This window comes from Nocardia sp. CA-290969 (assembly GCF_050936135.1).
Taxonomy (GTDB): Bacteria; Actinomycetota; Actinomycetes; order Mycobacteriales; family Mycobacteriaceae; genus Nocardia.
The window spans coordinates 7,847,107-7,871,818 of record NZ_JBNJNJ010000001.1; the positions used below are offsets into that span (position 1 = coordinate 7,847,107).

Consider the following 24,712-nt stretch of genomic DNA (forward strand, 5'->3'; position numbering starts at 1 on the left):
CTGGCCGCTGTAGACCCCCTCGCCGCAGGTGCGGGGATGCCCTGCGGCGAGGTGCGCCGCGGCACCCGGACATCACACCGGTCCGCTGCAGACGGACCCGGGTCCGGGGCCGCGGCTTCCAAACCCCGCCCACAAAGAGTCCGGCCGCCGATGACAGCGGCGGCCGGACGGGAACGAGACGAAGGAGATCCTACCGTGATCGGAAGCAAGGAACTTCACGATTTGGCCGCCAGGAAACGCGCGGACGATCCGGAGTTCGCCGACCTGGTGCAAACGCTGGCCGACCGCCGCGAGCGCGAGTTCGACGCGAACATCTTGGCGCCGCTCATCTTCCGCCGGCATCCCGATATCCCCGACGGCGAGAGCTGGGACGAGCAGGACCAGCAGGTCCGCGACCGCGTCACCGAACTCGCCACCATCATCCGCGTCCGCCTGGAGGAACTCGGCTGGGCGCGGCCCGCTCGCCCCGGCCGCACATGGGACGACGCCAACGAGATCCCCGAGGGCGTGCCGTTCGAGGACACCGAGTACGACGGCGTCTGGATCCGCAGGGGCGATGAGGTCACCGACTACAGCGTCCCGGATGGCCCGGTGTACCGGGTCGCCAGCATCGGCAAGGGCCCGTACCGGGAGGTGCTGCCCGCATGAGCAACTCCCTCGCACAGCTGATCTGGTCCGGCCTGCACTGCGACCCCGAGGACCCGGGCACCGGCGAGGTGTGGGAGCAGCTGCCCGCCTCCGCCCGTGAACGCTTCGAGATCGTCGCCACCGAGGTGACCGCCTACCTGGCGCAGCAGCCGCCGCAGTGGACCCCGCGGGGGTGGAGCTGCGCCGCCGATATCCCGGCCGGCGCCCGGTTCCGGCCCGTCGGCAGCACCCAGGAGTTCACCCGTGGCGGCCGTCCCGAGGAGGCCGACGCCTTCGACCGCCGCTTCGCCCGCGGATACGTGGAGGTCCGCTGATGCTGCTGGCCCTCGGCCTCATCGTCCAGATCACTTTCTCCGCCGCCCTGCTGTTCATCGTCGGCGGCCTCATCGTCCAGCGCTTCACCCGACCCACGGAGTACGTCATGACCGACACCCACGACACCATCACTCTCCCGCAGATTCCCACCGCCCGGGCGGTAGTGATCACCGGCGACGCCGGCGGTGATGTCGAGGTCGACTACCACCCGCCGAACCCGCGGCGCGACTATGCCGGCGCCGCGGCCGTTGTCATCGGGGAGCACACCAAGCTGGTCCTCGAATCGGTCGACGATTTGCGTGCCCTGATGGCCGACCTCGCCCGGGTCGAGGACCAGTGGACCCGCGACCTCGGCCTCGACGGCGAGGGTGCCGGGCGGCACGCCCGCGGGGCGAGCAACGGCTACCCCGACGCCGACGCCCTGCACATTGAAGCAGTCGCCGCGGGCGCGGGCGCGTGACCGCACCGACCCCGCGGCCGCGGCCCGAGTGGGAGCAGGACGCCGCGTGCGGTGGCCACGCCCACCCGGAGTGGTGGTTTCCCGCGAGCCCGAACGATCCGGCCATCGACGCCACCATCGTGTGCATCGGCTGCAAGGTGCGCCGGGACTGCGGCCTGGACGCGGTACTCAGCGACAAGCGGTTCGGTGTGCGCGCCGGCTACCGCACCGACAAGACCAGGAGTCGGCGCGAACTGCGGCGGTACCTCAACCTGCCCGAGCCGGAGGGGAAGTCGTGACCGCCCCGACCGAGCCCGGCATCTACCGAGGCGTACCCGACGAGGTGTACCACGCGGACCGGGCAAGCCTGTCCAGCAGCGGCGCCCGCCGCCTGTCGGAGATCTCGCCCTGGCACTGGAAATACGAGCAGGACCATCCGACCACCAAATCGAAGGACCACTTCGATCTGGGCAAGGCGGTCCACACCCTGGTCCTCGGCACCGGTGCGCCGCTCGTCGACCTCGGCGTGGACGAGATCCGCACCAAGGAGGCGAAAACCCAGCGGCAGGCGGAATGGGATGCGGGCCGGGTGCCGCTGCGGAGCAAGGACTACCAGCGGGCCCGGGACATGGCCGACGCCGTGATGGCCAACCGTCACGCGCAGCAGCTGCTCGCCTCCGGCGAGCCGGAGCTGTCGGCCTGGTACCGGGATCCGGTGTCTCGCGTGATGTTGCGGGCTCGGCCGGACTGGACGCACTGGGTCGACCGGAACACCGCGATCCTCGTCGACGTCAAGAAATCCACGGCGCCAACGCCGGAGGTGTTCCGGTCCTCGGTGCTCGACTTCGGCTACTTCCGGCAGCAGCCCTGGTATCAGGCGGCCTGGGACTGGTTCGGGATCGACACCGAGTTCGTGTTCATCGTCGTCTGCGACGCCCCGCCGCACCCGGTCTACGCGGTCCGGCTCAAACAGTCCGCGGTCGAACTCGGCGCCCGCCTGAACCGGCGCGACATCTCGCTCTACGCCGAATGCCGGCGGTCCGGGATCTGGCCGCATGACGGCGATCCCCTCCACGAAATCGATTTGCCCTCACGGGCCTACTACACCCAGGAGAAAACCACCGATGACCGATACGGCCAGCTCGCTGCAGTTGCAGCGTGACCCGACCAAGTTCCTCGCCCGGCACCGGGAAGCCTTGAGCATTGCGATCGACTACGCCGACCAGGTGTGTAGGAGTTCCGGGGTGCCCGACCGGTTCCGCGGGCGGCCCACCGATTCCGCGGTCGCGATCCTGTACGGCGCGGACCTCGGGCTGTCGCCGCTGCAGTCGCTGCAGCAGATCTACAACAAGTTCGGGCAGCCCGCGGTCTACGCCCGCACGATGCAGGCGATCCTCGAGGCGAACGGCTACCGGTTCGAAACGGTCCTCGACACCGACGAGGCAGTCACGGTCCGGCTCACGACGCCCGACGGTCGCACGGAGGAGAACACCTGGGACTGGGAGCGCGCCGAGAAGGCCGGCTACACCCCGCGCCCGGACCCCGACACGGGCGACTGGGCGCGCACCGAGGACGGCGAAATCCTCGGCAACGAAAAATATGTGACCGACCCGCGAGCCATGTACTGGGCCAAGGCCGTATCTGTCCTCGCCCGGCACCTCGCCCCGCACCTGCTGCTCGGTCTGCCCTACACCTGGGAGGACCTCGAGTCCGAAACACGGTCCGTCGCCACCGAGCAGCGCCGCGCCGCGCAGCCGGTGACCTCGGAAGCCGCGCAGGCCGGGGCAGCGGTCGTGCAGGACTGGACGCCCACCCCCGATCCCTTTGCCGACGAGGAAGAGGCCGCGCCCGCCCCGACGCCCGCGACGCCCGCACAGCAGGAGCGGCTGGACGCGCTCCTGGTCGACAACGGGCACCGGACCGCGGCCCGCAAACGCAACTACCTGTCCAAGGCATTCGGCCGTGAGGTCGCCTCGGTGGCGGACCTCACCGCCGCCGAGGCCGACACCCTCCTCGCCCCGCTGGAAGGGCCGGACGAACCCGCTGTCGAGGACACCGGCCCCCCTGCGGACGAGACCGAGGGCAGCGGTCCCGACGCCGGAGAGGACGGCGCACAGTGACCGCACCGCATCGGCACAGGTTCGACGTCCTCGAGTTCGATATCGATCCGGAGCGCCGCCATATCGACCACACCGTCATCGCCGAGTGCCTCGGCGCCGGCCTCGACGGCTGCCCGGTCTGCGGCCAGCAGGCGCTCGAGGCACTGATCACCAACGCCGCGGCGACCGCTCGCCTGGTTGAAATCGCCTGCGTTGCCATCGGCGAAATGTTCGGCGGGATACCGGCGTACTTGTACGACGACAACGTGGGCGGCCCGGCCAGTGCCACATTTCGGCGGCTGGCCCGGCTCGGTGTCGACGGCAAAATCGACCAGATGTTCTCCACGGTCGAGGACATGACGCTCGACGAGCGCCGCCAGGCCGCGGACACAGCGATGGACATCACGATTGGTCGCCTCGTCCTGGCCGGTCTGGGGATGCGGTGAGCGCCGGCGGTGCACCGCGGTGAGCGGTGTGAGGCGTAGAGGCAGGGCGGTAGCCGGGCAGGTGCCCGGCTACCGGCCCGGCCGGGCGCGCCGGCGTATGCCGTCCTCGGATGCGGTGGTGCCGCGCCGGGTGTGGGTCGACCGGTTCGGGCCGCGGGTGCTCATGTACTGCGCGGACTGCAAAACGCCGTGGGCGCCCGGTGTGGAGATCCCGCGCGACCGGCTCTGCGAGGAGTGCCGGGAGGTGCGGGAGATCGATACGCCGGGGTTGTGGCGCCTCGACGAGCTGCCGGGTGGTGGCGATGGCTGAGCAGCTCGACGGGCAGCTGGAGGACGGGACACCGACGCGTACGGCGGTGCCGTGCAAGCGGTGTGGTGGCTGGCTGGTGTCCGAGGTGTCGCGGGCGCGGCGGATGGGTCCGGCGTGCGCGCGGCACGAACGCGCGGAAGCGCGCCGGGTGGACGAGCCGACGCTGTTCGAGCTGGAGGCCAGGGGCGAGTGATGGGGGTGTGGGTGTGGAGAGGCGGTGGCCATGGAGCGCGCACGCGCGCCGATCGATCGCAACGATTGGGAGCGAATCATTTTCAGGTTGCCGAAATCCATACTTCCACCGGGCGTGAAGCATTGCGCTCACGCGCTGGCCAGGTTCGGGAACCCGGACGGTACCCGGATATTTCCGGGTGTGGTGAAGATGGCGCTGGTGATGGGCGTGACGGAGCGCACTGTAATCCGGTCGCTGAAAACGTTGCGGGAATTGGGATTGATAACTCGTGTGCGGCGCGGAAATACGAAAGACGAGTCCGACACATATCGACTAACGGTCCCCGGAAACATTCTCGAATTGCTCGATCATCCCGAGGCGCTGACACCGGAACTGGAACCCCGCGAGCCGGACCTCTATGTGACACCAGAGTCACTTAGCGGCCCTGTGGATAACTCCCCGCTAGGTGACTCTGGTGTCACATAGCCCGGGGCCCGCCGGTGGGGAGCTAAGTGACATTTGAAGCAGGGCTAAGTGACATCTGCGACATCGCTAAGTGACACCAGTGTCACCCCACCAAACTACTTACCCCCCCACGACCAAACACGTACCCCCGTACGTACGTAACTCACGACCGCGCGCGAGCCAACGCGCCGGCCAATCCGATCGAGGTCTGAAAAATGCTCGACCGATTTGGAGAACCCATCGAAGAACCACCCGAACCGGGGCCGCCGAAGAAATGCAGCAACCCGAATTGCGACGGCCGGTGGATCGGCTACGACGACGAACTCCGCCCCATACCATGCCCCGTCTGCAAAGAGGACATCTATCTCCACGGCACCGCGAAAGTAAACGACCACTCGAAACGCACTCCCAGCGAACTTGCACAGCAGGCAATTCGGAAACAGGAAGAGAGAGAACGATATGGATACAACTAGCCAGCCCGCCGCCGAGGCAGACGCGGTACGCGACGGATTCATTGCGCTGTCCCGGCCCAAGGGCGGGAAGACTTTGGTCAGCGCGGACCAGATCACCATCGTCGAGCCGTGCGACCCGGGCCGCGGCCAGGCTCGCGCCAGGGTCGCGGTTACCGGCGGCCATCAGCGCTACTGCCTCGAAACCGTCGACGAAGTCATGTCGCTCATCGCCCGCGCCTACCAGTTCTGAGGTACCCAATGTCCGCACCGATCGTTTTCATCGACACCGAGACGACCCACCTGCACCCGGACTTGCGCCGGCCGTGGGAGATCGCCATGATCCGCCGGCCCGCCCTGCGCGCCGAGGACCGCATCACGATCCTCATCGACGACGTCGACCTCTCCGACGCCGATCCCGAAAGCCTGGCCATCGGCAGGTTCGACGAACGCCACATCAGCTCGAGCCAGCTCGGCGCCGGCGCACGGCCGCCCCGCGAGACCATAGTCATGCCCGAGAACGTGGCCGCCGAGTACGTCTACGAATGGACCCGCGGCGCGCACCTTGTCGGCATCGTGCCCGACTTCGACGCGCTCACCCTCGACCGGATGCTGCGCCGCCACGGGCTCCTGCCGCGCTGGTACTACCACCTCATCGACGCTGAAACGCTGGCTGCCGGTTGGCTGCTCGGTCGTGGCCACCTTCCCCAGGAACTGCCCTGGCAGTCGGAAGCGGTGTCCCGGGCCTGCGGTGTGGAGCCGCCCAGCGAGGACGAGCGGCACACCGCCATGGGCGACGCTCTGTGGGCCCAGCGCCTCTACGACCGCATCGCCCACGGCGGTGACCAGTGACCACACAGGACTGGCAACCGGGCCGGGTAGCGGCCGAGAAGGCGCTACAGGAAGCCTCGATCTACTCGAGCGAAATCGGCGGCGACGACGGTGACCTCACACACGCCGACTTCGGCGTCTTCCACAAGACGATCACCACCATGCTGAGCGGCGCTCAGACGCACGCACTGCTCGCCATCGAGACCCGGCTCGGTGAGCTGGTCGAGCAGCAGCGCATCAGCAACGCCATCGCCGGCGTGCAGCTCCTCCGGGGCTACAACCACGCCGAACTCAACGAGGGCCGCGAGAAGGTACGCGAGATCGTCCGCGACCTCCTCGACCTCGCCCCGAAAACCGAGACCACACCCGCTACGGAGGCACCGTGATATCCGACGTCACGCGCGCGGAAATCACGCGCATCACCGGCAACCCCCTCGCCATCGAGCATTGGACCGCCGACCACCTGCCTGACGGCGCCCAGCTCGAGGACTACACCCGGAAAGTGGCCGATACCTACACCGTATGGGACAGCCCTCACCAGTTGTTCGCGCTCAGCTGGGACGGCGAGAAGGTCGAGGCCCCCGCGCTGTTCGGCCTCGACACCGCCATCGACCCGGCTCGATATCCTGCCGTGCTGCCCGGGTTGATCGCTCGGTACCTGCTGGAGCACGCCCTCGCGCCGGTGGCGCGGCCGCCGATCGTCGCACTCTGCCTGCAGATCGAAGCCCACACGGTCGAGCGGGACAGCCTCACCTACCAGCAGCGGCGGGCGGTTGCGAACCGGCAGATGCACACCCTGCCGCAGGCGCAGGAGAAGTGCCTGTGCCTCACCGCCGATATCGCCGGCCGCGTCTGGTGGGCGAGCAAAACACGCGGCACCGAAGAGAGCGACCACGGCGACTTGGCAACCGGAAAGCCGTATGTCGGCGGCTTCGCCGACCTGCTCGTCAAGCTCGCCGAAGGTTTGCCGGTGTTTTTCACGATCAACGAGCACGGCGGCCGCGCCCCCGATGCGTTCGGCGGGAGCGGATCGTGATCGACGTCTTGCTGCTACCCGGCACCGGCTATCCACGCGGCGGCGACGGCGTGTGCGAAGGGTTCGCCGCGGCGCTCGACCGCCGCCGGTTCCGGCCCCAGATCGTCTCCTACCCGGCGGAGTTCGGGTGGGACGGCGCCCCATACGCCGACAGCCGCGAAGCGGGCCGCGCCGCGCTCGACGGCGCGGTAGCGCGCAGCGAGCGGTGCGTGCTGGCCGGCTACAGCCAAGGCGCGGTGATCGCGGGCGACTACGCCCGCGACTACGAACTGCACCTACAGCGAGGGATCGCCGGCGGCCGGATCGCCGGCGTCGCGCTCATCGCCGACGGCCGCCGCCCCCGCGGCGCCGGGACACCGGGCATGCCCGTCGCCACCGGATACGGGATCGTCGACCAACGCCCGATCGAAGGCCACAGCTTCCCAGTGTTCTGGGCCGCGGCCGAAGGCGACGGCATCACCTCCCTGCCCGCCGGCAACCCACTGCGCACCGTGGCGGATCTCGCCGAATGGTTCTCCATCCGGTCCCTGGCCGACAGCGCGAAATGGGTGGCCAAGGGTTTCGACCGGATCCGCCGCGGCCAGATGCAGCCCTGGTGGAAGTTGGAGCACCACCGCGATTGGGACGGCGCCGCCGCCTACCTCCGCGGCTACCTCTGGGACGGCCGCCACACCACCGACTACACGCGGCACGGCCACGTCCAGGCCCTCGCCAACGCCATCAACCGGGAGGTCCGATGACCCAACCCCTGCACGAGGCCGGCCTCAAAAAACTCGAGGCCGCGGAACTGATCCCACTACTGAGCCACGACCTCGGCATCGTGGTCCGCCGCCAACTCGACCACCACCCGGCCAACGCCGACCTCATCGTGTGGCTACTCAACAATGCCCGCGAACTCCTCAACACGTACGCAGCTGTCGCCGAGTGCATCGGCGAACTCTCACAGTGGTCCAAGGCGCGCGATGTCATCGACCCCGTCAACCTGCCGCTGCCCCACGCCTACGCCCACGGTCACGTCGAGGCCCGTGAGATCCTCGCCTGCAGGCTCGGCTGGCTGCGGCCGACAGCGCCCGGACCGGAGGCGCCCAATGCCTGACCACACATTCGACCAGCGCACCATCGCGGGGATGCGGTCCGCCGTCAACGTCCTCGAGGCCATCCACCGCAACGAAGCCGCCCGCGCCACGGACCTGATCAACGCGTGCGACGGACCACCCGAGATCTACGCACTCGCCACAGCGTGGCTGTCCATCGTCGCAATGCAGGGCCTCGACGCCGTCGAACTCATGGGGCAGATGCGATCGACCATCGACCGGCTGCAGGCCGAGCGGCTCGGGGAGGTGCCGAATGTCTGAGCAACTTCCCGACGAGCTACTCCACCGGTGGATCGCACACGAGCGCTACCCCGATCTCGCCGACGCCCGCGCGATGGCGAACGAACTACTGATCTTGCGGGATCGCATCGCCGAACTGCAGAGCACGCGGACTCCCGTGCCTGAGCTGTCGCCCCGCGACCAGCTCGACGCCCTGATCGAATCGCGCATCAACTGGGGGTGCCAAGAGCAGGACGCGACTGACGCGGTGATCGCCGCAGGCTGGCGTCCACCCGCTCGTGTCATCACTGACCCCGCCGAACTGGACGCACTGCCCGGCCGGTCCATCGTCATCGGCCTCAACGTCCCGTTCCCTGAGGCGTGGCAACTCACCTCCCATCACGGTAGCGGGATGCGCACTGCGAACTGGGGCAGCCCGTATCTGCTCAACGAGCGTCGGACCTCCCAACAACTTCTCGACCGTGTTGACCGCGTGGCCGTCCTGCACACCCCCGAGAACGGAGACGCCCGTGCCTGAACCAAAGTCGCACCTGTGGTGGCTGTCGTTCGTCGACCCCGCCAAGGCGCCCCCGCTGGAAGAGCAGGTACCCGGCGGCGCGAGTTTCCTCGGTGTCTGCATCGTCCCCGGCGAAAACCTGACACAGGCAGTGAGCACCTCATGGTTCCTGGGCTGCAATCCAGGCGGCGAGCTGCTGGGAATTCCCATTCGCCCTGAGGTGGCGATCGACCCGTCGTGGATAGGGCGGCTGCTTTCCCGGGACGAGCTCGAGCAGCTCGAGCGAGAGGCCCAATCATGATCTCCCTGTGGTGGTCCTTCGCTCTCACCACGATCGGGGTCATCGGTCTCGTGCTGGTGTACCGATCCCAATCACTCATCGGGCCCAGCATCGGCTTGGCCGTACAGGCCTTGTGGATCGCGTACGCCATCGCGACCAGGCAGTGGTGGTTCCTGCTCTCGGCCATCACCTACGGCGCGGCCAACGTCTACGGCATCACCAAACGAATGGAGCAGCAATGAAGTTGCACGGAATTCTCTTGGACGACGACGAGCAGGTCGACGGCGCAACGGTCACCTTGACGAGGGCCGAACTGCAGATCATCGCTGTGCTGATCGGGAGGCGTAGCGACACCAAGATCGAGGAGGTGTTGCCCGGCCACGGCCACGCTGCCGACGAGCTGTACAACGGCCTGATCGGTGGCATATTCAACCGGTTCTGGGAGGACGGCCTGGACGACGCACTCCGGGACACGAACCGGTGAGCAGCGGTCAGGTGCGCCGGAATCCGTTCTTTTTCCCGCGCATGAAATACCGGGCCGGGAAGCGGCACGTTCGCACACTGCACGCACCGGGCCACGTGCACACCCAGGGCCCCGTCGACCCGCTGACTCTCGCCGTCGACGAGTGCGTGATCGCGCGCCGGCGCGACGGCTGGCGTTGCGTGCGCACCGATCCCGAGCACACCGCGTGCGAACGGCACAGCATGTACCGCCACCCGAACTACTGGACCGACCCGACAGTTGTCGCAGCCCTCCTCTCTCGGGTGGCCGAGATCATGGCCGGCCTGGAGGCGATCTTCGGCGGCGTTCAAACCGCCGCCCAGCGCTTCGCCGCGAGCGTGAACGGACAGCCCTACGCCCGCACCACACCGAACCGAACGGAAGGGGATACCGACCCATCATGAGCAGCCACGCAATCCGGATCCGGATCGGCGGTGCCTTGTGCATCGCAGCGCTCGCCGGACTCAGCCTCACCGCGTGCGTCGACCGCGAGTGGTGCGAGCACGACGCCACCGACACCCAGGTCGACGACACATATTGCGAGCAGGCCGTTCCCGGCTACGAATGGGAAACCGCCGGCGACGACGACCACCACCACACGCGGCCGCAGCCCGTCGTGGTCAAGGCGACACCGAAACAGCCGGCGCCCACCCAGGCCGCGCAGCGTAAACCCTCGTCGCGGGTTCCGTCCAGGTCGGGCCGATGAGCCAGACGCCCGGCGTGAACTACGCCGAATCGGAAATCATCAGCACCGGCAATCCCTGGGTCGACCTCATCGGCCTGCTCGCGTTCCTCGCCGTCGTGGCGTTCATCGCGTGGCTGTGGTTCCGGGACTGAACACCCAACGCCCCCAAATCAATCGCACTGATAGAAAGGCACTACCCATGAAATTGTTCGGTCGTACATCCGGTACCGCGACACAGCAGCAGCCGACCCGCTCCGTCACTCTGACCAAGAGCGCCGGCCCCGCAGTGAGCCGCGATATCGTCGCCGGCGCGGGCGTCGACCTGGCCAAGAAGTTCGACAAGGCCGGGGTCTCTCTGTCGAAGGCGGGCATGGACGGGATCCGCGCGGAAGCGGTACTGGTGTTGGATCATTCGGGGTCGATGTTCTCGGACTACCGGACCGGGTCCGTGCAGGTAGTCGTCGATCGGGCCTTGGCGTTCGCCCTGCAGATCGACGTGGACGGCAAGATCCCCGTCATCCCGTTCGATTCGCAGGTGTGGCCGACCATCGAGGTCTCTCTTACCAACTACAGCGGGGTCGTCGACCGCGACATCTTCCGGCCGAGCCGGATGGGCGCCACCTATCTCGGGCGTGCGCTGGAGCAGGTGCTGGAGATGGCGAAAACGACGCGCTCACCGCTGTACGTGGTGATCGTCACCGACGACGACCCCACCGACGCGGACAGGGTGGTGCGGATCCTCAACGAACTCCGCGGCTACCCCGTGTTCGTCAAGGTCCTCACCCTGGTCCGGGCACCGTTCTGGGACCAGCAGGACAACCTCCGCGCTCCCGGCCTCATCGACAACATCGACGCCAAACGCATCACCAAGATCACCGGCATGTCCGATCTGGCGTTCGCCGACGTGATGGTCGACGAATGGCCGTCGTGGGTCCAGGCCGCCACCGCCGCGGGGATCCTCGTATGAGCGACCGCTACCGCCGGATCCCAATCGAGGTCGAGGCAATGCAGCTCACCCGAGACAACATCGCGGCAATATCGGAATGGTTGCCGTGCCGCATCACCCCGGCCCGGCTTTCCGGACCAGGCCGCGGGACGCATGATGGCGCGGTGATCCGGACGCTGGACATGGAGGAGCGCGCCGAATGGGGCGACTACGTCATCCTCATCGACCACTCCAAGTTCAAGCTCAGCCCTCGCGCCGAGTTCGAAACTGAGTTCCAGGCGATCGGCGCAACGATCACCGAGTACGGGGTGGCTGCCCGCGGCATGCTGCACATCGTTGTCGGTGCACGGACAGCACACCAGCAGGCCCGCTACCTCGAGGGCGTGGCTGTCACCCGCACGTACGCGCTCGACCGGGACGGTGCACCGGCCGCCCCGTCCGTGCCGTGGACCCTGCTCACCGAGGGCGACAAGGGGGCCGGCGATGGCGAGTAACCGCCCGCGCGACGATATCGACCGGTTGGTGGACTGGCAGCTGAAACAGGGGCGCCAGCGGGGCGACGGGCCGCGCAGCGCGTCGGCCGGCGGCGCAGTGCCGCCGCCGGTCCGGGGTGGTGATTCGGTCCCGGTCCGGCTGGCTCCGGGGTATGTCAGCGCTGACGGTGGCCGGACCTGGCGTGAGGTACCGGACGAGCCGCGGGAGCATCGGCCCGGTCTCGTACGCCTGTACGGGGAACTGCTCGCCGTCGCCGGCCGGGCGATCGTGCAGGGGATCCGGGCAGTCTGGAGAATGAAACGATGAGTGGTGATCGGGAGATCGTGATCAAGGTGCGCATTCCGGAGGACGCGGTCGCGGAGATCGCTCCCGTCCTGGACCAGTACATCGCCGCCGGCCAGCCGCTACTACACGCCGCGGCGGACCGCGGCTGCGACATATCGGTGGTCGTCGACGGGCAGCTCGTCGAAAGCACCAGCACGGTGGAGCTACCCGAGCAGGAGGACGATTCCGACGCCCTGAGCTGGTTCTCGCAGCCGAAACGCCGGACGTATCAGCCGCTGCCCGATGGCCGGATCCCGTTCTATGTGATGCTCGGTGTCGGGGACCAGGCGCACGCGGTCACCCCGTGGCATACCCCCAAGGATCCGATGATCCTTTCCACGGCCGCGATCGCCGCGGACTGCAATATGCCGGCCAACGAGGTCGTCGGCCGCGAGTACACCGCGACCGGTGACGAGCACGGCCTCCGTGATTTCGCGCTCGTCAACGACCCTCGGGTGTAGAACTCCGCCGGCGGTACGCCCGCCGGCCTTTCACGGCAGCATCGACCGTGCGCCGGCGCCAGCGTTTGGCGCCGGCGCTGTCGTCTGGTTCGCCGAGCTGCAGCCGGCGCCTCGAGATGTCGGCGCGGACGGTGGCGGGGGCGACGCCGAGGTGTTCGGCGATCTGGGCGATGGTGAGCAGGTCGTCGGGGTCGCCGGGCTCGTCCGCCTGGTCGCGCAGGAAGTGAGCGCGCACGGCCTGGTCTACCTCTGCTGCGTCGTACTCGTTCCAGCGGCCCCGCTTCCCGGCCGGGGCGGGCCATTCCGGGCGCGGCATCCAGAGCTTCTGGACGGTGGTCAGGGCACGGTCGTAGCGGGCGGCGATCTCGGGGGCGATCAGTTTCTCGCCCGGGGTCTGGGTCATTCGTTCCTCCTGGGTGTGCGGCCCGGTCGTGGGCCAGGACGAGGCCGGGGCCCGGCGGTTGCCGGGCCCCGGTTTCTGCTCGTTACTCCTTGTCCTCGTCGTCGTCGAGGATCTCGATGGCTACTTTGCCGTCGAGGATCCCCTTCGCGATCCGGAGCTCCTCGTCGGCCCGGCCGAACTGGAGCCCGGCCGAGGCCAGCGCCCAGGTCCGGTTGTCCTCGTCCTCGCCGGAGATCGCGATCATCGCCATGGCCGAGAGCCAGTCGGTGATCGCGGTGGTCAGGAGACCGGAGGCAACCTCGTGCATGGGCAGGTCGCGCAGGGCCGTGCGGGCCCGGATGGCGCTTTCAACCATGTCGCCGGGGGCGGTGTCCCCGTCGATCGAGGCCAAGGTGATCGGCAGCTCCAGGCCGCCGAGGATCTTGGCCATCAGGTTGTACACCGCGATGGCGCGGACCTTGAGGTTGAGCAGCTGCATCATGTAGTCGTCCATGTGGACTCCCTTCGTGTTGTAGGCGATTTGCCTGTCGGTCCGGGTCCGACCCCGTTCCGACAAGTAATACTTTACAACACTCGGGTAGTGATTTGCAACCCTTGGGCGGGTTGATTTTCCGACCGATTTCGACCGGCCGCCTCTCGCTCCCGATGGCCTCGGACGATATCCTGGTGGGCGCATCCCTTCACGGGGTGATTTGCCCGGCCGATGGGTTCCGACTTTGAGGGCTCGCCCTCGCTCGTCGGCCGACCATGCAGAGAGGGCGAGGCCCCGGCGTTGCGCCGGGGCCTCGTCTGTTTCTGCTACTCCTCGTTCCGGTGGAGCAGGATCACCGCCTGGTCCAGTTCCTCGCCTGCTCGGTCGAACGCGAGCATCGCGGCGGGGTACGCCCAGCGGGCATCTTCCTCGTCCCGGGTGCCGGTGGCCATCAGGACCGTTCCGGTCAGCCAGTCCGTGACCCCCGTCTTGAGGGCTGCCCGCGCCTCCCGGTGCATCAGCATTCCGCTCAGGGTGTCACGCGCCCGGGCGGCGCTCTCGATCATCTCCGAGGGGGTCAGCTCGTCGTGCGGCGAGGCCAGCAGGACCGGCGTCGGCAGGCTGCCGAGCACCTTGTGCATCTGGGTGTAGCGGGCCAGCATTCGGATGGTGAGCCGGGTCCACATTGCGTTGTTCATAGTGGAGATTCACTCCCTTTCGTGTTGGTGATTTGCCTGTCGGTCCGGGTCCGACCCCGGTCCGACAAGTAATACTTTACAACACTAGGGTAGTGAATTGCAACATCAGTTGCCGAACAAACGAGAACGCATCGCCCGCGTCCCGGACCGGGCCGCGTTGACGATGTGCACCGCCTCACGCCCGGTCAACCCATACTCTTCCGCCAGCTCGAGCGGCACCGGCTCGGCATCCCCCACGGCCTCGACGAACCGGCGATTACGTTCCTGCTCAGCGGCGCGGGCCTCGGCCCTGGCCTGCTCCACGCGGGCCGCCGCTTCAGCACCTGGCTGCCTCGACTTCACACCAACACCATATCCCGGCGCGCCAGCTCCCCATCCAGAGCGCGGACCGCGGTCGAACCGGCCCATGGCGACAACGCGCGCCGGCCATCGAGGATCGCCGACGCGAGACGAGGCGACCGGTTCTGGTCGGTGATCTGTACCGCATCGGCCACCACCGCGGCGGCCTCGTCGACATCACCGACCCCGATCAGTGCGCGTTCCAGCTCGAGCATCACCATCGCCCGGTCCCGGGTGCGGGTGGGATCGATCGCCTCCACCGCGGCCCGGGACGCCTCCACCGCCTCAGCGTGCCGCCCCAGCATCGACAGGCACCCGCCGCGGAACGAGATCATCAGGGCCCGGTCGGCGAAGTACGCACGCGAATCGGCCGGCCCCATCGCGGCCGGTACCTTCTCGAGGTCGCGTTCGGCCGCATCGAGCGCGGCCATCGCCGCCGCCTCCTGCTCGGACGCGGCGTACGCGTCGGCGGCGCGCATGGAGATGTAGGCGCGCAACGCGATATCGGCCGACCGGGCAACCCATGATTGGGCGGCGACCGCATGGTCCACCGCGACCCGCGGACGTTTCTGCCACAGCGCCAGCTGCGACAGGTGCGCGAGCATATAGGCGGCGCCGTCGCTGTCCTCCGCATCGTGGGCTAGATCGCGGCCCCGATGGTAGAGCCGGGCCGCGGTCGAATGGTCGCCCTGATCCCACGCCAGACACCCGGCGAACCCGAGCCACTCGCCGTGCAACGCAACGAGGTCGGTGCGCAACGGTTCCGGGCACGACTCCAGCAGGGCCTCGGTCAGCTGCTGTTGTGCGATCACCATCCCCTGCGCGGCCGGAGATCCCAGCGCGTCGTCGATGAGCATCGACTCATACAGAGTGCTGCGCACCCGCTCCACCGCCCAGGTGTCGGGGCGGCCGGCGCCGGACATCAGCCACTCGACGCGCGCCGGGTTGTCGGCGACACCGAGTGTCGATAGTCCGCCGGCGCCGAGCGCGGCTGAGATCAGAAACTTCCGGCGGTCCACATCGTCCTCCTGGGTGTCGGTCCGCAACCGCTGGAACGCATGCCGCACCTCGGCGGATGCCCTGTGCAGCATGGTGTCCAACGCGGCTTGGTGGTCGGGCCTGATGTTGCCGCCGGATTCCCATCGGCGCACCGTGCGTTCACCGATGCCGAGGGAGGCGGCGAATTGTGGCTGGCTCATTCGGTAAGCGGCGCGCAGTGCGCGTGCGCTGTCACCAGTCCATGCAGTGAAGCTAGCCATCCGGACCCCTCAGGAGTAGTGGTCGCGCCGACTGCAGTTGTCCGTGGCCGGTTTTGGCCGGGTAGAGGCCGGTGTTGACCGCATCAGGCACGACATCCTCGACACGTCACCCGGTACCTGTGTTCCTTTCAGCAACTACAACCAGCTGTAAAGCCACTGTCGCATACACCGGGTGACTCCAAAACCTGAAACCAAAACGCGAGGTAACCCCGATGCGCCAGGAGCTACCCACACTGCCCGTGAGACCGGCCCGCGACCCGTCGATAGCCGCGTCCTTACGGGTGTGGCACAGCCGCAACCGGATCCGTCTCGCCCGCGTCGCCTCCGCACTCCGCGCGTTCGATCACCCCACCGCCTGCAGATCCACCGAACCGGTCCGCGGATACGTCCACGCACTGAACGTGCGCTCCGACCACGCCAAACACCGGTGCCCGCGGTACCGGGTGGCCGCGCAATATTGCGAGGACCACCAGTGACCACGGCCGTACTGCCCAGCATCAACGCCGACGCAGACTGGGCGGACGTCGACCTCCCCATGCTGCAGCACATCGCCGCAGCACTGCGGGCCCCCGACCTACCCGGCCACTCCCTGCTGCAGCAGATCGCCACGGCGCTGCGCGCCCCGGAGCTGCCCCGTGAACGGGCGCCGGAGCTGCCCGGTGAATGCCTGTACCGAGATCCGATCCGCAGCTACCCGCACGCGCAGCACGTCATGCACCTGCACCGCGGCCACCAGTGCCCACGCCACCGGCTGGCCGCCCGATACGAGGAGGCGAAGCATTGAGCGAAGCCGTCCGAACCCCCGCCACACGCCGGCCAGCCGTCGCCGTGGACGTGACGCGGCCCAGCATCCCCCGCGTCTACAACTACAGCCTCCGCGGGAAAGACAACTACAGCGTCGACATTCTGGCGTGGAGAGCGATCACCGATATCGCACCGAATTTCGGTTACGTCCACCTCCGTAACCAGGCATGGCTCGCGAGAGCGACCCGGTTCCTCGCCCAGAACGCCGAGATCCACCAGTTCATACACCTCGGCGCCGGGCTCCCGGCATTCCGGAACACCCACCAGTACGCGCAGGAGTGGGACCGCACCGACGTCCACGTCCTCTACATCGACAGCGACCCCGTATGCGTGGCCCACGGCCAAGTCCTTTTGGCGGCCGAAAATGTCCGCTACCTGCCCGGAGATCTCACCAACCCGGAGGAGATCCTGAAATCCAGCTGCCGCGGCTACTTCGACCTCGACCGGCCGATCGCGCTGCTGCTCACCGGGATACTGCCCCACATCGGTGACGACCAGCAGCCCGCCGAGATCATGACCCGGTACGCCAACCTGCTGCCCGCCGGCTCCTATATCGCGATCACCCACTACCTCGATCCCGGGCCCGCGGATCCCGAACGGCACTCGCTCGCACGCGAACTGGAGAAGGCGTTCCTCGGCGGCCTGGGGTCCGGCTGGTTCCGCACCCGCGAACAGATCCTCGACCTGTTCGCCGGCCTCAAGCTGGTCCACCCGGGCCTGGTCGAACTCGACGACTGGTGGCCCGAAGGACCGTCGGGCCATGAGCGGACCGCGCCCGAAACACTGATGGTCGGCGGCATCGCCTACAAGCGGCGCGGCGGCACCGCCCTGCGGAGCGTCGGATGAACCGCAGAGATATAGAGCAGCCGATGGCGATCGGCCTGATCGACACGCGCCGCGTCCCCGATGTCGACCAGTGCGAGCGCGACATCCGCTCACTCGCAGCCCGGTACGGGTTCGCAATGGTCCCGACGATGATCCACATCGTCGAGTCCGTCGACTTCCTCACCGTGTCCTACGACATCCGGGAAGCCGGCGCCACCGCGGTGATCATGCCGAACCCCGACCACGTCGGCGGCCCGCCCGGTGTCCTGCGGATCATGCTCGCCGTCCTGGACACCGAAACCGACAAGGTCCTCAACCGTGGCGTGTTCTTCACAGAGGACGGCGGCCAATAGATGTGGGCGCTCCTCGGCGACGCGGTCGCGGCTCTGGCCGCGGCCGCGCCGGTCCTGCTGTGCGCCGCATGCATCGGAGCGCCGACCGTGATCAAGCCGGCCCCGATATCGCAACCGGGTCCGAAACGCCTGCAGTCGCCGTATTTTGGATCGGCCGATATCGACACCACGACACAGATCCAGGAGATCTCCCCTTGCCCAGACTCAGACCCATGGTCGCCGCCGCCCTCGCGGCCGCGGCGATCCTCACCCTCGCCGGCTGCTCATCCGACGACACCGACACCGCTACGGCAGCCTTGGCCACCACCCCCGTCACCGCCGACACCGGCGCCAGCGCCCCGATCGATGTCGCTGTCGGGACGCCGTTCGAGATCAGCAACCAGAACGGTCCCACCGCTACCGTGACGGTGGTGTCGATCGAGGTCGACCCGCAGTGCGCCACCCAGTTCGGGACCGTCGAACCGGCGGCCGGCACGCGCGTCGCGCTGGAACTCGACGTCGCGACCACCGGTAATCCGCCGCTGAAATACATCTCCGACCAGTGGTTCCAGGAACTCGCGCCCGACGGCTACACCAAGGACATGCCGGCCGCGAACGATCTGTGCATCGCCGACCGCGAGACCTTCGACAAGAACTGGACCGCGAACGCGAAGTACCGCGGCTGGGTCCTGGTCGACGTGTCCGATCCCGCGTCGTCGCTGCTGATGTCCGATATCTGGGACACCCGCACACCACGGGAAACACACCGCATCCCGATCACGGGATAACCCTGTAGCTCGAGGGCCGCCGCCAGCAGCAACGCTGGCGGCGGCCTTTTGCGTGCACCCCCGGCTCGTACGGTCCGGCCACATGACCAGTCCCGTCGGGTCCATCCGAGTCGAAGTCGAAGCCGAGTTCGACGACGACTCCTTCGAGCGGGCCCTACGGGCCGCGGTCGCCGACACCATGCGCGAAGTGCAGCGCGACCTCGCCCGCACCGCGCTGCAGGTCACCGCCGAACTCGCTGGCGATCTGCAGGCCGAAGTCGCCCGCGGGATCGACGAAGCCCAGCGCTACGCCAACAGCCACCGGATCCAAGTCGGGTTCGACGTCGACGGCGCTGGCGCGGTCAACCAGGTGCGGGCCGTGCACGACCTGATGCAGGCGGCCGCCGCCCCGATCCGCCAACAGGTCGACATCGACGTAAACCGTGACGCGCAGCAAGCGTCCGCGGCGCCGGGTCGCCAGCAGATCACCTGGGACGTCGATCTCAACATCGCCGCCGCGCTCGCGGAATTCCAGGCCGCCCAGGCGACGATGCGGGCGCAGGCGACGCCGATCGTGATCCCGATCGACGTCGACGGTGCCGGCGCCATCGCGCAAATGGCGCTCGTCCGCCAGGACCTCGAAACGCTGACCGAACCGGATCTCCGGCAGCGGGTCACCCTCGACGTGGACCAGGCGCTCAACGGCCCGCTCGCCGTCGATGCCACACCGGATTTCACCGGGTTCGCGCAACGGGTGGACGCGGAGCTGGCGGCGCTACAGCAAGGCAACGACTGGCGGATCACCATCCCCGTCGACGTCGACGGCGGCGCATCTATCGCCGACATGGTGGTGCTGCGCCAGCAGCTCGAGGCGCTCACACAGCCACCGATCACCCAGCACGTCAACGTCGATATCGACCGCAGCATCCTCGACCGGGCCGCCGCATCGAGTGGCAGCCTGCTCGGATCGCTACGCGGCGTTGCCGGCACCGCCGGCGGGATCGCCGCGGTCGGAGCCGGCCTCGCCGCGATCGTCGGCGCGGCGGGCCTGGCCGCGGGCGCGATAGGCGGCCTGGTCCTCGGGGCCGCGGCGCTCGCGCCCGCGTTCGGCGCGGCCATCGGCGTGATCACGGTCGGGCTGCAGGGCGTCAAGGACGCATTCGATGCCGTCGCTACCGCATCGGAGAACGCGCCACGGGAGGCCGAAGCGCAGGCGAAGGCGGTAGCCGCCGCCACCCAGCAGGTCACCATGGCCGAGCGCGCGGTCCGGGACGCCAAGCGTGACGCGCTGTCCATCGAGGAGGACCTCACCCGGGCCCGGAAAGACGCGACCGAGCAGCTCGAGGACTACCACCGCAGCGCGCGCCGCGGCGTCCTCGACGAGCGGCAGGCCGCCCGCGACCTGGCCGATGCTCAGCGAGAACTCGCCGAGACAAACCCGTTCGATGCCCGGGCACGTGAGGAAGCGGTCGACCGGGTGATCGGCGCGCAGATCCGTCTCGAGGAGGTCCAGGACCGCAACGCCGACAACGCCGAGAAGCTGGCCGATGCCGAGAAGAAGGGGATCGAAGGCAGCGACCAGGTCGTCGCGGTGCGGGAGCGGCAGGCGCAGGCCGACGAGCGCTTGGCCGACGCGGAAGCTCAGCTGACGCAGGCGCAGGCCGCGCTCACCGACGCGCAGACCAAGGCGTTGCCGAGCGCGCAGAAGGCGAGCCAGGCGCTGGCGGAGCTGAGCCCGAACGCGGCAGCGTTCGTGCTAGCGGCGCAAGCCGCGAAACCCGCGTGGGAAGCGTTCAGCGACGCCGTCCAGGACAACCTGTTCGCCAACCTCGGCGAGGAACTCACCCAGACCGCGAACGTCACGCTGCCCGGAATCCAGGACTCGATGAACGGTGTCGCCGGCGCGTTCAACGCAGCCGCGATCCAGGCCGCGAACTTCCTGCAGTCCGAGCGCGGAATCGCCCTGATCAACAACTCCCTCGCCGCCTCCGAGGGATTGATCAAGGGCCTCACCTCGGGCACCGGCGGACTGACGCAGGGCTGGCTCGACTTCACCACCGCGGTCGCGCCGCACATGGAGAACGTCGGCTCGGCCATCGCCAGCATCGGCGAATCGATCGGCGGCGTCTTCACGCAAATGGCGAACAGCGGGATGCTCGACCAGATCATGGTCGGGTTCGCCGACGCCCTCCGCGGCGTCGGGCCGCTCCTCGGCAGCCTCATCGCCTCACTCGGGACCATGGCCACCCAGGTGCTCCCCACCCTCCGGCCCTTGTTCGAGTCCCTCGGGCAGGCCCTTGTGGCTGTGGCTCCGGCCCTCGGTGAAATCGGCGCCGTATTCGCGAACAGCCTGACCGCGATCATGCCCGGTCTGTCCACTCTCATTTCCGCGCTGGCCGATGCGCTCGTCCCAATCCTGCCCGTGGTCCAGGTCCTGCTCCAAACCCTGGGCGACGCCCTGTCGCCGCTGATGCCGATCCTCGCTCAGATCGCGATCACCGTCGGGCAGGCCCTGATTCACGCGGTCGAGGCCCTGGCCCCAGCGCTCGGCCCGCTGCTGACCGCCTTCAATGCGCTGCTCGAAGCCATCGCGCCGATCCTGCCCTACGTCGCGGAAGTCATCTCACTGCTGGTCCAGTCCCTGGCGCCTGCCCTCACGGTGATCTTCCAGGCGTTCGCGCCCGTCATTTCGCAGCTCGTGGACGCCCTGCTGCCGGTGTTCCGGATGGTCGCGCCGGTCATCGCCGAAGTGGCAATGATCATCGGGCAGGCCCTGGCGGATGCCATCACGCAGCTCGCGCCGGTGCTGCCCCAGCTCATTACCGCCTTCATGGGCATCGTGCAGGCGGCGCTGCCGCTGCTGCCGGTCATCGCGCAGCTGGCTGCGGACCTCCTCCCGCCGCTGGTCCAGGTCATCCTCGCGCTCGTCCCGGTCATCATGAAACTGTCCGAGGCCCTGATCTGGTTCGTGGACTTCGCGGTCAACACCATCCTCGTCCCGGCGCTGAACTTCCTCGCCCCCTTCGTCACCGGCATTTTCAACACCATCGGCGATGTCGTCACCTGGGTGATCGAGACCGTGATCGGCGGCGCCATCAACTGGCTGGTCGATACCGCGTTCCCCGCCCTCGGCCGCGGCCTCGACACCGTCAAGGGCTGGTTCTCCACCGGGATCGAAGCCATCGGCAAAGCCTGGGACGGACTGAAAGAAGCCGCCGCGGTACCGGTCCGGTTCGTCGTCAACACGGTCTGGAACGACGGGTTGCGGAAGGCATGGAACACCGTCGCCGACTTCCTGCCCGGCCTTGAACCGATGGATCCGGTTGTGCTCGGGTTCCGGCGCGGCGGCGCGGTCTGGGGTGCGGGCTCCGGGACCAGCGACAGCATTGACGCTCGCCTGTCTCGCGGCGAGCACGTTGTCACTGCCGCCGAGGTCCTGCGCGCCGGCGGGCAGAACATTCTGTATGCGATCCGCGACATGATCGCGAGGGGCGTGCCGTTCACCTGGGACAACGGGCGGATCATCACGCAGCTCGGCCGCGACAATCTCTCCGCCTACGGCGCCGCCGTCCGGACCCAAGGCATCGGGAACGTCAGCCCCGAAGGCTTGTTCGACCCGTTGCTTGCGTTCCGGAGCGGCGGTGCGGTCATGCCGTGGATGCACCAGCTCAAGCGTGGCCACGACTTCGCGCGGGCCCAGGACGGGCGCCCGTACCAGTGGGCCGGCCCTCGCTGGGTCGGCGACAGCTTCGACTGCTCCGGCCTGATCGGCTCGACCATCGCCGCGATCCTGGGCATGAACCCGTGGCAGCGGTACTGGGCCACCTCGAGTTTCGCTGGGTATCCGTCGAAGGGTGCGCAAGGCCTGGTCAAGAATCTGCGCGAGGGCGTCGGGATGCTGGTCGGTATCACCGACGACCCCGGCGGTCCGGGCGGCGGGCACACCGCGGGCGAGCTGCGCGGCATCCCCGAACTCGGGATCCCCGCCGCCAGGGTGGAGTCCGGCGGCGCGCTCGGCGATGTGCACTACGGGCGCGGTACCCCGGTCACCGATTTCGCCTCCCTCTACGGGCTGCCCATCGGTGCCAACGGATTTTTCCAGCCGTCGACGGGCGGGTCGGTGGGCCCGTCTCCGGAGCACCAGGCCGGGTTCGTCGCGGACCGGATCCGCGAGGTGTTCGCCACGATCACCAACCCGATCCGGGACGGCATCGTCGCGGCGATCGGTGCGCCGCCGCCGCGGTGGCGCGAGATCCCGCCGCAGGTCCTCGACACCCTCGAAGGCAAGGCGGTCGAGGTCCTCTCCACCATGGTCGGCGGCCTGGGCGATCTGCTGCCCGCGGCGTGGGAGGGCGCGCAGAACGCGCTCAGCGGTATCGGCTCGATGGTCGACACCTTGAACCCGTTCCGCCGGCAGACCGGTGGCCCGATCCCGGGCGCCGGCACCGGCGATATCGTGCCGGCGCTGCTGGAGCCGGGCGAGTTCGTGATGAACCGGCGCGCGGTCGGCGTATTCGGACCGATCCTGCGGGCGATGAACAGTGCTGTGCCGCGGTTCCAAACCGGTGGCGATGTCGGGGGCCTGCTGGGTGCGATCGGTGTCGGCCCGGTCCCGGTGCACGTGACCAACTTCGCGGAGCTGGCCGACGCTACCGGCGGCGGGTCGCTGCCCGCGGCGGTGCAGACCGGGATGGAGAACGCCGCACCGGCGTTCGCCGATGCCACGCTCGGTGCGGCCTCACAGGTCGGGCAGCAAGTCGCCGGCGATGTCGGCACCGCCGTCACCGACGCGATCACCAACCCACCACCCGGCGCCGGGCAGCCGGTGGATCCGGCGCAGCCGGCCGAGCAGCCGTCGGTCGCCGACGAGCAGACGCACATGATGCTCGACGAGCAGGGCCGGATCCTGTCCGACACCAGGGATCTGATCGAACGCACCACGTCCTCGGCCGAGGCGGTGATGGTGCAGCAGATGCAGGCCGTGCGCGACGAAGTGATGCGGGTCGCCGGGTTGCTCGGCGCGGATGTGCTCGTGCCGACGGTGCAATCCGCGATGGATGCGGCGATCGGTGTGCTGCAGGGCTGGCTCGATGCCGGGTTCGCCGAGGTGCGGGCGGGCACCGATCAGACGACGCGGGCGGTGTACGAGTCCGCGGGCAACGACCCGGCGGCCGCGGCCGTCCCGTTCGGTGCACCCGGCTCGGCGTTCGACGCTGCCGCGGCGATATCGGAAGCCGTGGTCTCCGTCGCGGACTCAGCCACCCAGGCGTTCCAGCAGGTCGCCCAGGACGTCGCCAACGCCGCCCTTCAGCAGCGGCCGTCGCGAGTCGGGGAAGGACGCAGCCGCGGCGTGCTCGGGCAGGACATCGACGGCGGCACCTTGGTCAACACCATCGTGAACCTGACCGGTGTGGTGATCGAGATCGAGGACACTCTCATCAACACCCTCGACGAGATCCGCGAGTTCCGCGGTGATCTCACCGGCTCGTTCGACGAGTCCGGGCGGTTGGTGTCGGATACCGCGGTGCTGATGCAGCGCAACCAATCGAGCTTCGAAAAGGTGATGCACGAGCAGAACCGCATCAACCGCGAGCTGATCAAGGCGGTGTTGCGGTATTTGATGACCGCGGTGGTGATCCCGATCATGACCGCGATCCTCGGGGCGATGATCCAGCTCGCGGTCACCGCCATCGGTGCGGCTATCGGGTCGATCATCCCGGGTATCGGCACCGTGATCGGTGCGGCGATCGGCGCCGTGGTCGGTGCTGCACTCGCCGGGGCTGCGGCGATCTTCACCTCGACTCTGGCGATCGGTGCCGGCGCCGCGATCGACAGCTTCGACTCCGGCGGTGTCGCTATCGGTAAGGGCCTGATGGTCAAGGACACGAACCTGCCGGAGCGGGTACTGGATCCGCGGGAGACCTCGAGCTACGACCGGCTCGGGGTGATCGCTGACCACCTCGAGTCCAGCAATATCCGCCGCACCACGATCCACGCACCGATCCACATGCACGGCCAGCGAACAGATCCGGACCGGGTGCAGGACCGCCTGCTGTCCCTGATGCCGAAGTAGGAGCGCG

The 24,712-nt window shown here is 68.4% G+C and carries 38 protein-coding genes; 33 read left to right on the forward strand and 5 right to left on the reverse strand.

The genetic code is table 11. The features are described 5' to 3' along the window. The first annotated feature begins 195 nt into the window (after positions 1–195). The 28 genes from ACQEVO_RS35840 to ACQEVO_RS35975 all read left to right on the forward strand — a co-directional run bounded on the left by ACQEVO_RS35840 (position 196) and on the right by ACQEVO_RS35975 (position 12,733). Entirely contained in the window at positions 196–648 is a 453-nt protein-coding gene (locus ACQEVO_RS35840) for a hypothetical protein (RefSeq protein ID WP_432922131.1), read from the forward strand. Beyond that, on the forward strand, positions 645–962 hold the full coding sequence (locus ACQEVO_RS35845; protein ID WP_432922134.1) for a hypothetical protein: 318 nt from the start codon (positions 645–647) through the stop codon (positions 960–962). The genes ACQEVO_RS35840 and ACQEVO_RS35845 overlap by 4 nt, the downstream gene beginning before the upstream one ends. Then, the gene (locus tag ACQEVO_RS35850) at positions 962–1,423 is read left to right on the forward strand and encodes a hypothetical protein (RefSeq protein WP_432922137.1); all 462 of its coding nucleotides are present in this window, start codon (positions 962–964) and stop codon (positions 1,421–1,423) included. Before ACQEVO_RS35845 ends, ACQEVO_RS35850 begins: the two co-directional genes overlap by 1 nt. Next, on the forward strand, positions 1,420–1,701 hold the full coding sequence (locus tag ACQEVO_RS35855) for a WhiB family transcriptional regulator (RefSeq protein WP_432922140.1): 282 nt from the start codon (positions 1,420–1,422) through the stop codon (positions 1,699–1,701). Before ACQEVO_RS35850 ends, ACQEVO_RS35855 begins: the two co-directional genes overlap by 4 nt. Further along, positions 1,698–2,564 carry a PD-(D/E)XK nuclease-like domain-containing protein gene (locus ACQEVO_RS35860; protein WP_432922143.1) on the forward strand — a complete coding sequence of 289 codons (867 nt, stop codon included), beginning with the start codon at positions 1,698–1,700 and terminating at the stop codon, positions 2,562–2,564. The genes ACQEVO_RS35855 and ACQEVO_RS35860 overlap by 4 nt, the downstream gene beginning before the upstream one ends. Further along, positions 2,527–3,522, forward strand: a complete 996-nt coding sequence (locus ACQEVO_RS35865; RefSeq protein WP_432922146.1) for a hypothetical protein — start codon at positions 2,527–2,529, stop codon at positions 3,520–3,522. The genes ACQEVO_RS35860 and ACQEVO_RS35865 overlap by 38 nt, the downstream gene beginning before the upstream one ends. After that, complete coding sequence (locus ACQEVO_RS35870) at positions 3,519–3,947, forward strand: hypothetical protein (protein WP_432922148.1); 429 nt, start codon at positions 3,519–3,521, stop codon at positions 3,945–3,947. Before ACQEVO_RS35865 ends, ACQEVO_RS35870 begins: the two co-directional genes overlap by 4 nt. Positions 3,948–3,975: 28 nt before the next feature. Then, entirely contained in the window at positions 3,976–4,257 is a 282-nt protein-coding gene (locus tag ACQEVO_RS35875) for a hypothetical protein (RefSeq protein WP_432922151.1), read from the forward strand. Beyond that, a complete protein-coding gene (locus ACQEVO_RS35880) occupies positions 4,250–4,450 on the forward strand; it encodes a DUF6011 domain-containing protein (RefSeq protein WP_432922154.1) in 201 nt (66 codons plus the stop codon). The genes ACQEVO_RS35875 and ACQEVO_RS35880 overlap by 8 nt, the downstream gene beginning before the upstream one ends. A 30-nt stretch (positions 4,451–4,480) precedes the next feature. Beyond that, positions 4,481–4,915, forward strand: a complete 435-nt coding sequence (locus ACQEVO_RS35885) for a helix-turn-helix domain-containing protein (RefSeq protein WP_432923379.1) — start codon at positions 4,481–4,483, stop codon at positions 4,913–4,915. Positions 4,916–5,353: 438 nt separating this feature from the next. Continuing rightward, on the forward strand, positions 5,354–5,596 hold the full coding sequence (locus ACQEVO_RS35890; protein ID WP_432922156.1) for a hypothetical protein: 243 nt from the start codon (positions 5,354–5,356) through the stop codon (positions 5,594–5,596). An 8-nt stretch (positions 5,597–5,604) separates the two neighbouring features. Next, positions 5,605–6,195, forward strand: coding sequence for a 3'-5' exonuclease (locus tag ACQEVO_RS35895; RefSeq protein WP_432922159.1), 591 nt, complete (start codon positions 5,605–5,607; stop codon positions 6,193–6,195). Further along, positions 6,192–6,560, forward strand: a complete 369-nt coding sequence (locus ACQEVO_RS35900; protein WP_432922162.1) for a hypothetical protein — start codon at positions 6,192–6,194, stop codon at positions 6,558–6,560. Before ACQEVO_RS35895 ends, ACQEVO_RS35900 begins: the two co-directional genes overlap by 4 nt. Then, positions 6,557–7,210, forward strand: a complete 654-nt coding sequence (locus tag ACQEVO_RS35905) for a hypothetical protein (RefSeq protein ID WP_432922165.1) — start codon at positions 6,557–6,559, stop codon at positions 7,208–7,210. The genes ACQEVO_RS35900 and ACQEVO_RS35905 overlap by 4 nt, the downstream gene beginning before the upstream one ends. Continuing rightward, on the forward strand, positions 7,207–7,950 hold the full coding sequence (locus ACQEVO_RS35910; RefSeq protein ID WP_432922168.1) for a hypothetical protein: 744 nt from the start codon (positions 7,207–7,209) through the stop codon (positions 7,948–7,950). Before ACQEVO_RS35905 ends, ACQEVO_RS35910 begins: the two co-directional genes overlap by 4 nt. Further along, positions 7,947–8,306: a hypothetical protein gene (locus ACQEVO_RS35915; protein WP_432922171.1), complete on the forward strand. Its 360-nt coding sequence runs from the start codon at positions 7,947–7,949 to the stop codon at positions 8,304–8,306. Before ACQEVO_RS35910 ends, ACQEVO_RS35915 begins: the two co-directional genes overlap by 4 nt. Continuing rightward, positions 8,299–8,565, forward strand: a complete 267-nt coding sequence (locus ACQEVO_RS35920; protein ID WP_432922174.1) for a hypothetical protein — start codon at positions 8,299–8,301, stop codon at positions 8,563–8,565. The genes ACQEVO_RS35915 and ACQEVO_RS35920 overlap by 8 nt, the downstream gene beginning before the upstream one ends. Then, a complete protein-coding gene (locus ACQEVO_RS35925) occupies positions 8,558–9,061 on the forward strand; it encodes a hypothetical protein (protein WP_432922177.1) in 504 nt (167 codons plus the stop codon). The genes ACQEVO_RS35920 and ACQEVO_RS35925 overlap by 8 nt, the downstream gene beginning before the upstream one ends. Continuing rightward, positions 9,054–9,341, forward strand: a complete 288-nt coding sequence (locus tag ACQEVO_RS35930; RefSeq protein ID WP_432907272.1) for a hypothetical protein — start codon at positions 9,054–9,056, stop codon at positions 9,339–9,341. Before ACQEVO_RS35925 ends, ACQEVO_RS35930 begins: the two co-directional genes overlap by 8 nt. Further along, complete coding sequence (locus ACQEVO_RS35935) at positions 9,338–9,562, forward strand: hypothetical protein (RefSeq protein WP_432907275.1); 225 nt, start codon at positions 9,338–9,340, stop codon at positions 9,560–9,562. Before ACQEVO_RS35930 ends, ACQEVO_RS35935 begins: the two co-directional genes overlap by 4 nt. After that, entirely contained in the window at positions 9,559–9,804 is a 246-nt protein-coding gene (locus ACQEVO_RS35940; RefSeq protein ID WP_432907278.1) for a hypothetical protein, read from the forward strand. The genes ACQEVO_RS35935 and ACQEVO_RS35940 overlap by 4 nt, the downstream gene beginning before the upstream one ends. A gap of 41 nt (positions 9,805–9,845) precedes the next feature. Beyond that, positions 9,846–10,226, forward strand: coding sequence for a hypothetical protein (locus ACQEVO_RS35945; RefSeq protein WP_432907281.1), 381 nt, complete (start codon positions 9,846–9,848; stop codon positions 10,224–10,226). After that, positions 10,223–10,528 carry a hypothetical protein gene (locus tag ACQEVO_RS35950; RefSeq protein ID WP_432907284.1) on the forward strand — a complete coding sequence of 102 codons (306 nt, stop codon included), beginning with the start codon at positions 10,223–10,225 and terminating at the stop codon, positions 10,526–10,528. Before ACQEVO_RS35945 ends, ACQEVO_RS35950 begins: the two co-directional genes overlap by 4 nt. Further along, positions 10,525–10,659: a hypothetical protein gene (locus ACQEVO_RS35955; protein ID WP_432907286.1), complete on the forward strand. Its 135-nt coding sequence runs from the start codon at positions 10,525–10,527 to the stop codon at positions 10,657–10,659. Before ACQEVO_RS35950 ends, ACQEVO_RS35955 begins: the two co-directional genes overlap by 4 nt. 47 nt (positions 10,660–10,706) lie before the next feature. Then, positions 10,707–11,474, forward strand: a complete 768-nt coding sequence (locus ACQEVO_RS35960; RefSeq protein ID WP_432907289.1) for a VWA domain-containing protein — start codon at positions 10,707–10,709, stop codon at positions 11,472–11,474. Next, positions 11,471–11,947 (forward strand): hypothetical protein, encoded by a 477-nt coding sequence (locus ACQEVO_RS35965; protein ID WP_432907292.1) that lies wholly within the window; start codon positions 11,471–11,473, stop codon positions 11,945–11,947. Before ACQEVO_RS35960 ends, ACQEVO_RS35965 begins: the two co-directional genes overlap by 4 nt. Beyond that, a complete protein-coding gene (locus ACQEVO_RS35970) occupies positions 11,937–12,254 on the forward strand; it encodes a hypothetical protein (RefSeq protein ID WP_432907295.1) in 318 nt (105 codons plus the stop codon). Before ACQEVO_RS35965 ends, ACQEVO_RS35970 begins: the two co-directional genes overlap by 11 nt. Continuing rightward, complete coding sequence (locus ACQEVO_RS35975; RefSeq protein WP_432907298.1) at positions 12,251–12,733, forward strand: hypothetical protein; 483 nt, start codon at positions 12,251–12,253, stop codon at positions 12,731–12,733. Before ACQEVO_RS35970 ends, ACQEVO_RS35975 begins: the two co-directional genes overlap by 4 nt. On the opposite strand, the gene ACQEVO_RS35980 is transcribed toward ACQEVO_RS35975, so the two are convergent. From ACQEVO_RS35980 to ACQEVO_RS36000, 5 genes are all read right to left on the reverse strand, one after another. Beyond that, the gene (locus ACQEVO_RS35980; protein ID WP_432907300.1) at positions 12,714–13,136 is read right to left on the reverse strand and encodes a helix-turn-helix transcriptional regulator; all 423 of its coding nucleotides are present in this window, start codon (positions 13,134–13,136) and stop codon (positions 12,714–12,716) included. The genes ACQEVO_RS35975 and ACQEVO_RS35980 overlap by 20 nt on opposite strands. An 82-nt stretch (positions 13,137–13,218) precedes the next feature. Next, a complete protein-coding gene (locus ACQEVO_RS35985) occupies positions 13,219–13,629 on the reverse strand; it encodes a hypothetical protein (protein ID WP_432907303.1) in 411 nt (136 codons plus the stop codon). Positions 13,630–13,934: 305 nt separating this feature from the next. Beyond that, positions 13,935–14,306 (reverse strand): hypothetical protein, encoded by a 372-nt coding sequence (locus tag ACQEVO_RS35990; protein WP_432907306.1) that lies wholly within the window; start codon positions 14,304–14,306, stop codon positions 13,935–13,937. Between the two features lie 105 nt (positions 14,307–14,411). Beyond that, the gene (locus ACQEVO_RS35995; RefSeq protein WP_432907308.1) at positions 14,412–14,648 is read right to left on the reverse strand and encodes a hypothetical protein; all 237 of its coding nucleotides are present in this window, start codon (positions 14,646–14,648) and stop codon (positions 14,412–14,414) included. Then, positions 14,645–15,844 (reverse strand): helix-turn-helix domain-containing protein, encoded by a 1,200-nt coding sequence (locus ACQEVO_RS36000; protein ID WP_432907311.1) that lies wholly within the window; start codon positions 15,842–15,844, stop codon positions 14,645–14,647. The genes ACQEVO_RS35995 and ACQEVO_RS36000 overlap by 4 nt, the downstream gene beginning before the upstream one ends. A gap of 532 nt (positions 15,845–16,376) precedes the next feature. On the opposite strand from ACQEVO_RS36000, the gene ACQEVO_RS36005 reads away from it, so the two are divergent. From ACQEVO_RS36005 to ACQEVO_RS36025, 5 genes are all read left to right on the forward strand, one after another. Beyond that, positions 16,377–16,688, forward strand: coding sequence for a hypothetical protein (locus ACQEVO_RS36005; RefSeq protein WP_432907314.1), 312 nt, complete (start codon positions 16,377–16,379; stop codon positions 16,686–16,688). Beyond that, positions 16,685–17,554 carry an SAM-dependent methyltransferase gene (locus tag ACQEVO_RS36010; RefSeq protein ID WP_432907317.1) on the forward strand — a complete coding sequence of 290 codons (870 nt, stop codon included), beginning with the start codon at positions 16,685–16,687 and terminating at the stop codon, positions 17,552–17,554. Before ACQEVO_RS36005 ends, ACQEVO_RS36010 begins: the two co-directional genes overlap by 4 nt. Then, positions 17,551–17,886: a hypothetical protein gene (locus ACQEVO_RS36015; protein WP_432907320.1), complete on the forward strand. Its 336-nt coding sequence runs from the start codon at positions 17,551–17,553 to the stop codon at positions 17,884–17,886. The genes ACQEVO_RS36010 and ACQEVO_RS36015 overlap by 4 nt, the downstream gene beginning before the upstream one ends. A gap of 194 nt (positions 17,887–18,080) precedes the next feature. After that, a complete protein-coding gene (locus ACQEVO_RS36020; protein ID WP_432907323.1) occupies positions 18,081–18,653 on the forward strand; it encodes a hypothetical protein in 573 nt (190 codons plus the stop codon). Between the two features lie 82 nt (positions 18,654–18,735). Then, entirely contained in the window at positions 18,736–24,705 is a 5,970-nt protein-coding gene (locus tag ACQEVO_RS36025; RefSeq protein WP_432907325.1) for a hypothetical protein, read from the forward strand. Positions 24,706–24,712: the final 7 nt, after the last annotated feature.

Bases quoted from the DNA above. Each gene is read 5' to 3' on its own strand.
- ACQEVO_RS35965 (WP_432907292.1), top strand. From the start codon at position 11,471: ATGAGCGACCGCTACCGCCGGATCCCAATCGAGGTCGAGGCAATGCAG.
- ACQEVO_RS35925 (WP_432922177.1), top strand. From the start codon at position 8,558: ATGTCTGAGCAACTTCCCGACGAGCTACTCCACCGGTGGATCGCACAC.
- ACQEVO_RS36025 (WP_432907325.1), top strand. From the start codon at position 18,736: ATGACCAGTCCCGTCGGGTCCATCCGAGTCGAAGTCGAAGCCGAGTTC.
- ACQEVO_RS35940 (WP_432907278.1), top strand. From the start codon at position 9,559: ATGAAGTTGCACGGAATTCTCTTGGACGACGACGAGCAGGTCGACGGC.
- ACQEVO_RS35945 (WP_432907281.1), top strand. From the start codon at position 9,846: ATGAAATACCGGGCCGGGAAGCGGCACGTTCGCACACTGCACGCACCG.
- ACQEVO_RS35880 (WP_432922154.1), top strand. From the start codon at position 4,250: ATGGCTGAGCAGCTCGACGGGCAGCTGGAGGACGGGACACCGACGCGT.
- ACQEVO_RS35975 (WP_432907298.1), top strand. From the start codon at position 12,251: ATGAGTGGTGATCGGGAGATCGTGATCAAGGTGCGCATTCCGGAGGAC.
- ACQEVO_RS35980 (WP_432907300.1), bottom strand. From the start codon at position 13,136: ATGACCCAGACCCCGGGCGAGAAACTGATCGCCCCCGAGATCGCCGCC.
- ACQEVO_RS35955 (WP_432907286.1), top strand. From the start codon at position 10,525: ATGAGCCAGACGCCCGGCGTGAACTACGCCGAATCGGAAATCATCAGC.
- ACQEVO_RS35960 (WP_432907289.1), top strand. From the start codon at position 10,707: ATGAAATTGTTCGGTCGTACATCCGGTACCGCGACACAGCAGCAGCCG.
- ACQEVO_RS35850 (WP_432922137.1), top strand. From the start codon at position 962: ATGCTGCTGGCCCTCGGCCTCATCGTCCAGATCACTTTCTCCGCCGCC.
- ACQEVO_RS35845 (WP_432922134.1), top strand. From the start codon at position 645: ATGAGCAACTCCCTCGCACAGCTGATCTGGTCCGGCCTGCACTGCGAC.
- ACQEVO_RS35915 (WP_432922171.1), top strand. From the start codon at position 7,947: ATGACCCAACCCCTGCACGAGGCCGGCCTCAAAAAACTCGAGGCCGCG.
- ACQEVO_RS35950 (WP_432907284.1), top strand. From the start codon at position 10,223: ATGAGCAGCCACGCAATCCGGATCCGGATCGGCGGTGCCTTGTGCATC.
- ACQEVO_RS36015 (WP_432907320.1), top strand. From the start codon at position 17,551: ATGAACCGCAGAGATATAGAGCAGCCGATGGCGATCGGCCTGATCGAC.
- ACQEVO_RS35885 (WP_432923379.1), top strand. From the start codon at position 4,481: ATGGAGCGCGCACGCGCGCCGATCGATCGCAACGATTGGGAGCGAATC.
- ACQEVO_RS35970 (WP_432907295.1), top strand. From the start codon at position 11,937: ATGGCGAGTAACCGCCCGCGCGACGATATCGACCGGTTGGTGGACTGG.
- ACQEVO_RS35865 (WP_432922146.1), top strand. From the start codon at position 2,527: ATGACCGATACGGCCAGCTCGCTGCAGTTGCAGCGTGACCCGACCAAG.
- ACQEVO_RS35920 (WP_432922174.1), top strand. From the start codon at position 8,299: ATGCCTGACCACACATTCGACCAGCGCACCATCGCGGGGATGCGGTCC.
- ACQEVO_RS35890 (WP_432922156.1), top strand. From the start codon at position 5,354: ATGGATACAACTAGCCAGCCCGCCGCCGAGGCAGACGCGGTACGCGAC.
- ACQEVO_RS35990 (WP_432907306.1), bottom strand. From the start codon at position 14,306: ATGAACAACGCAATGTGGACCCGGCTCACCATCCGAATGCTGGCCCGC.
- ACQEVO_RS35935 (WP_432907275.1), top strand. From the start codon at position 9,338: ATGATCTCCCTGTGGTGGTCCTTCGCTCTCACCACGATCGGGGTCATC.
- ACQEVO_RS35895 (WP_432922159.1), top strand. From the start codon at position 5,605: ATGTCCGCACCGATCGTTTTCATCGACACCGAGACGACCCACCTGCAC.
- ACQEVO_RS35985 (WP_432907303.1), bottom strand. From the start codon at position 13,629: ATGGACGACTACATGATGCAGCTGCTCAACCTCAAGGTCCGCGCCATC.
- ACQEVO_RS36000 (WP_432907311.1), bottom strand. From the start codon at position 15,844: ATGAGCCAGCCACAATTCGCCGCCTCCCTCGGCATCGGTGAACGCACG.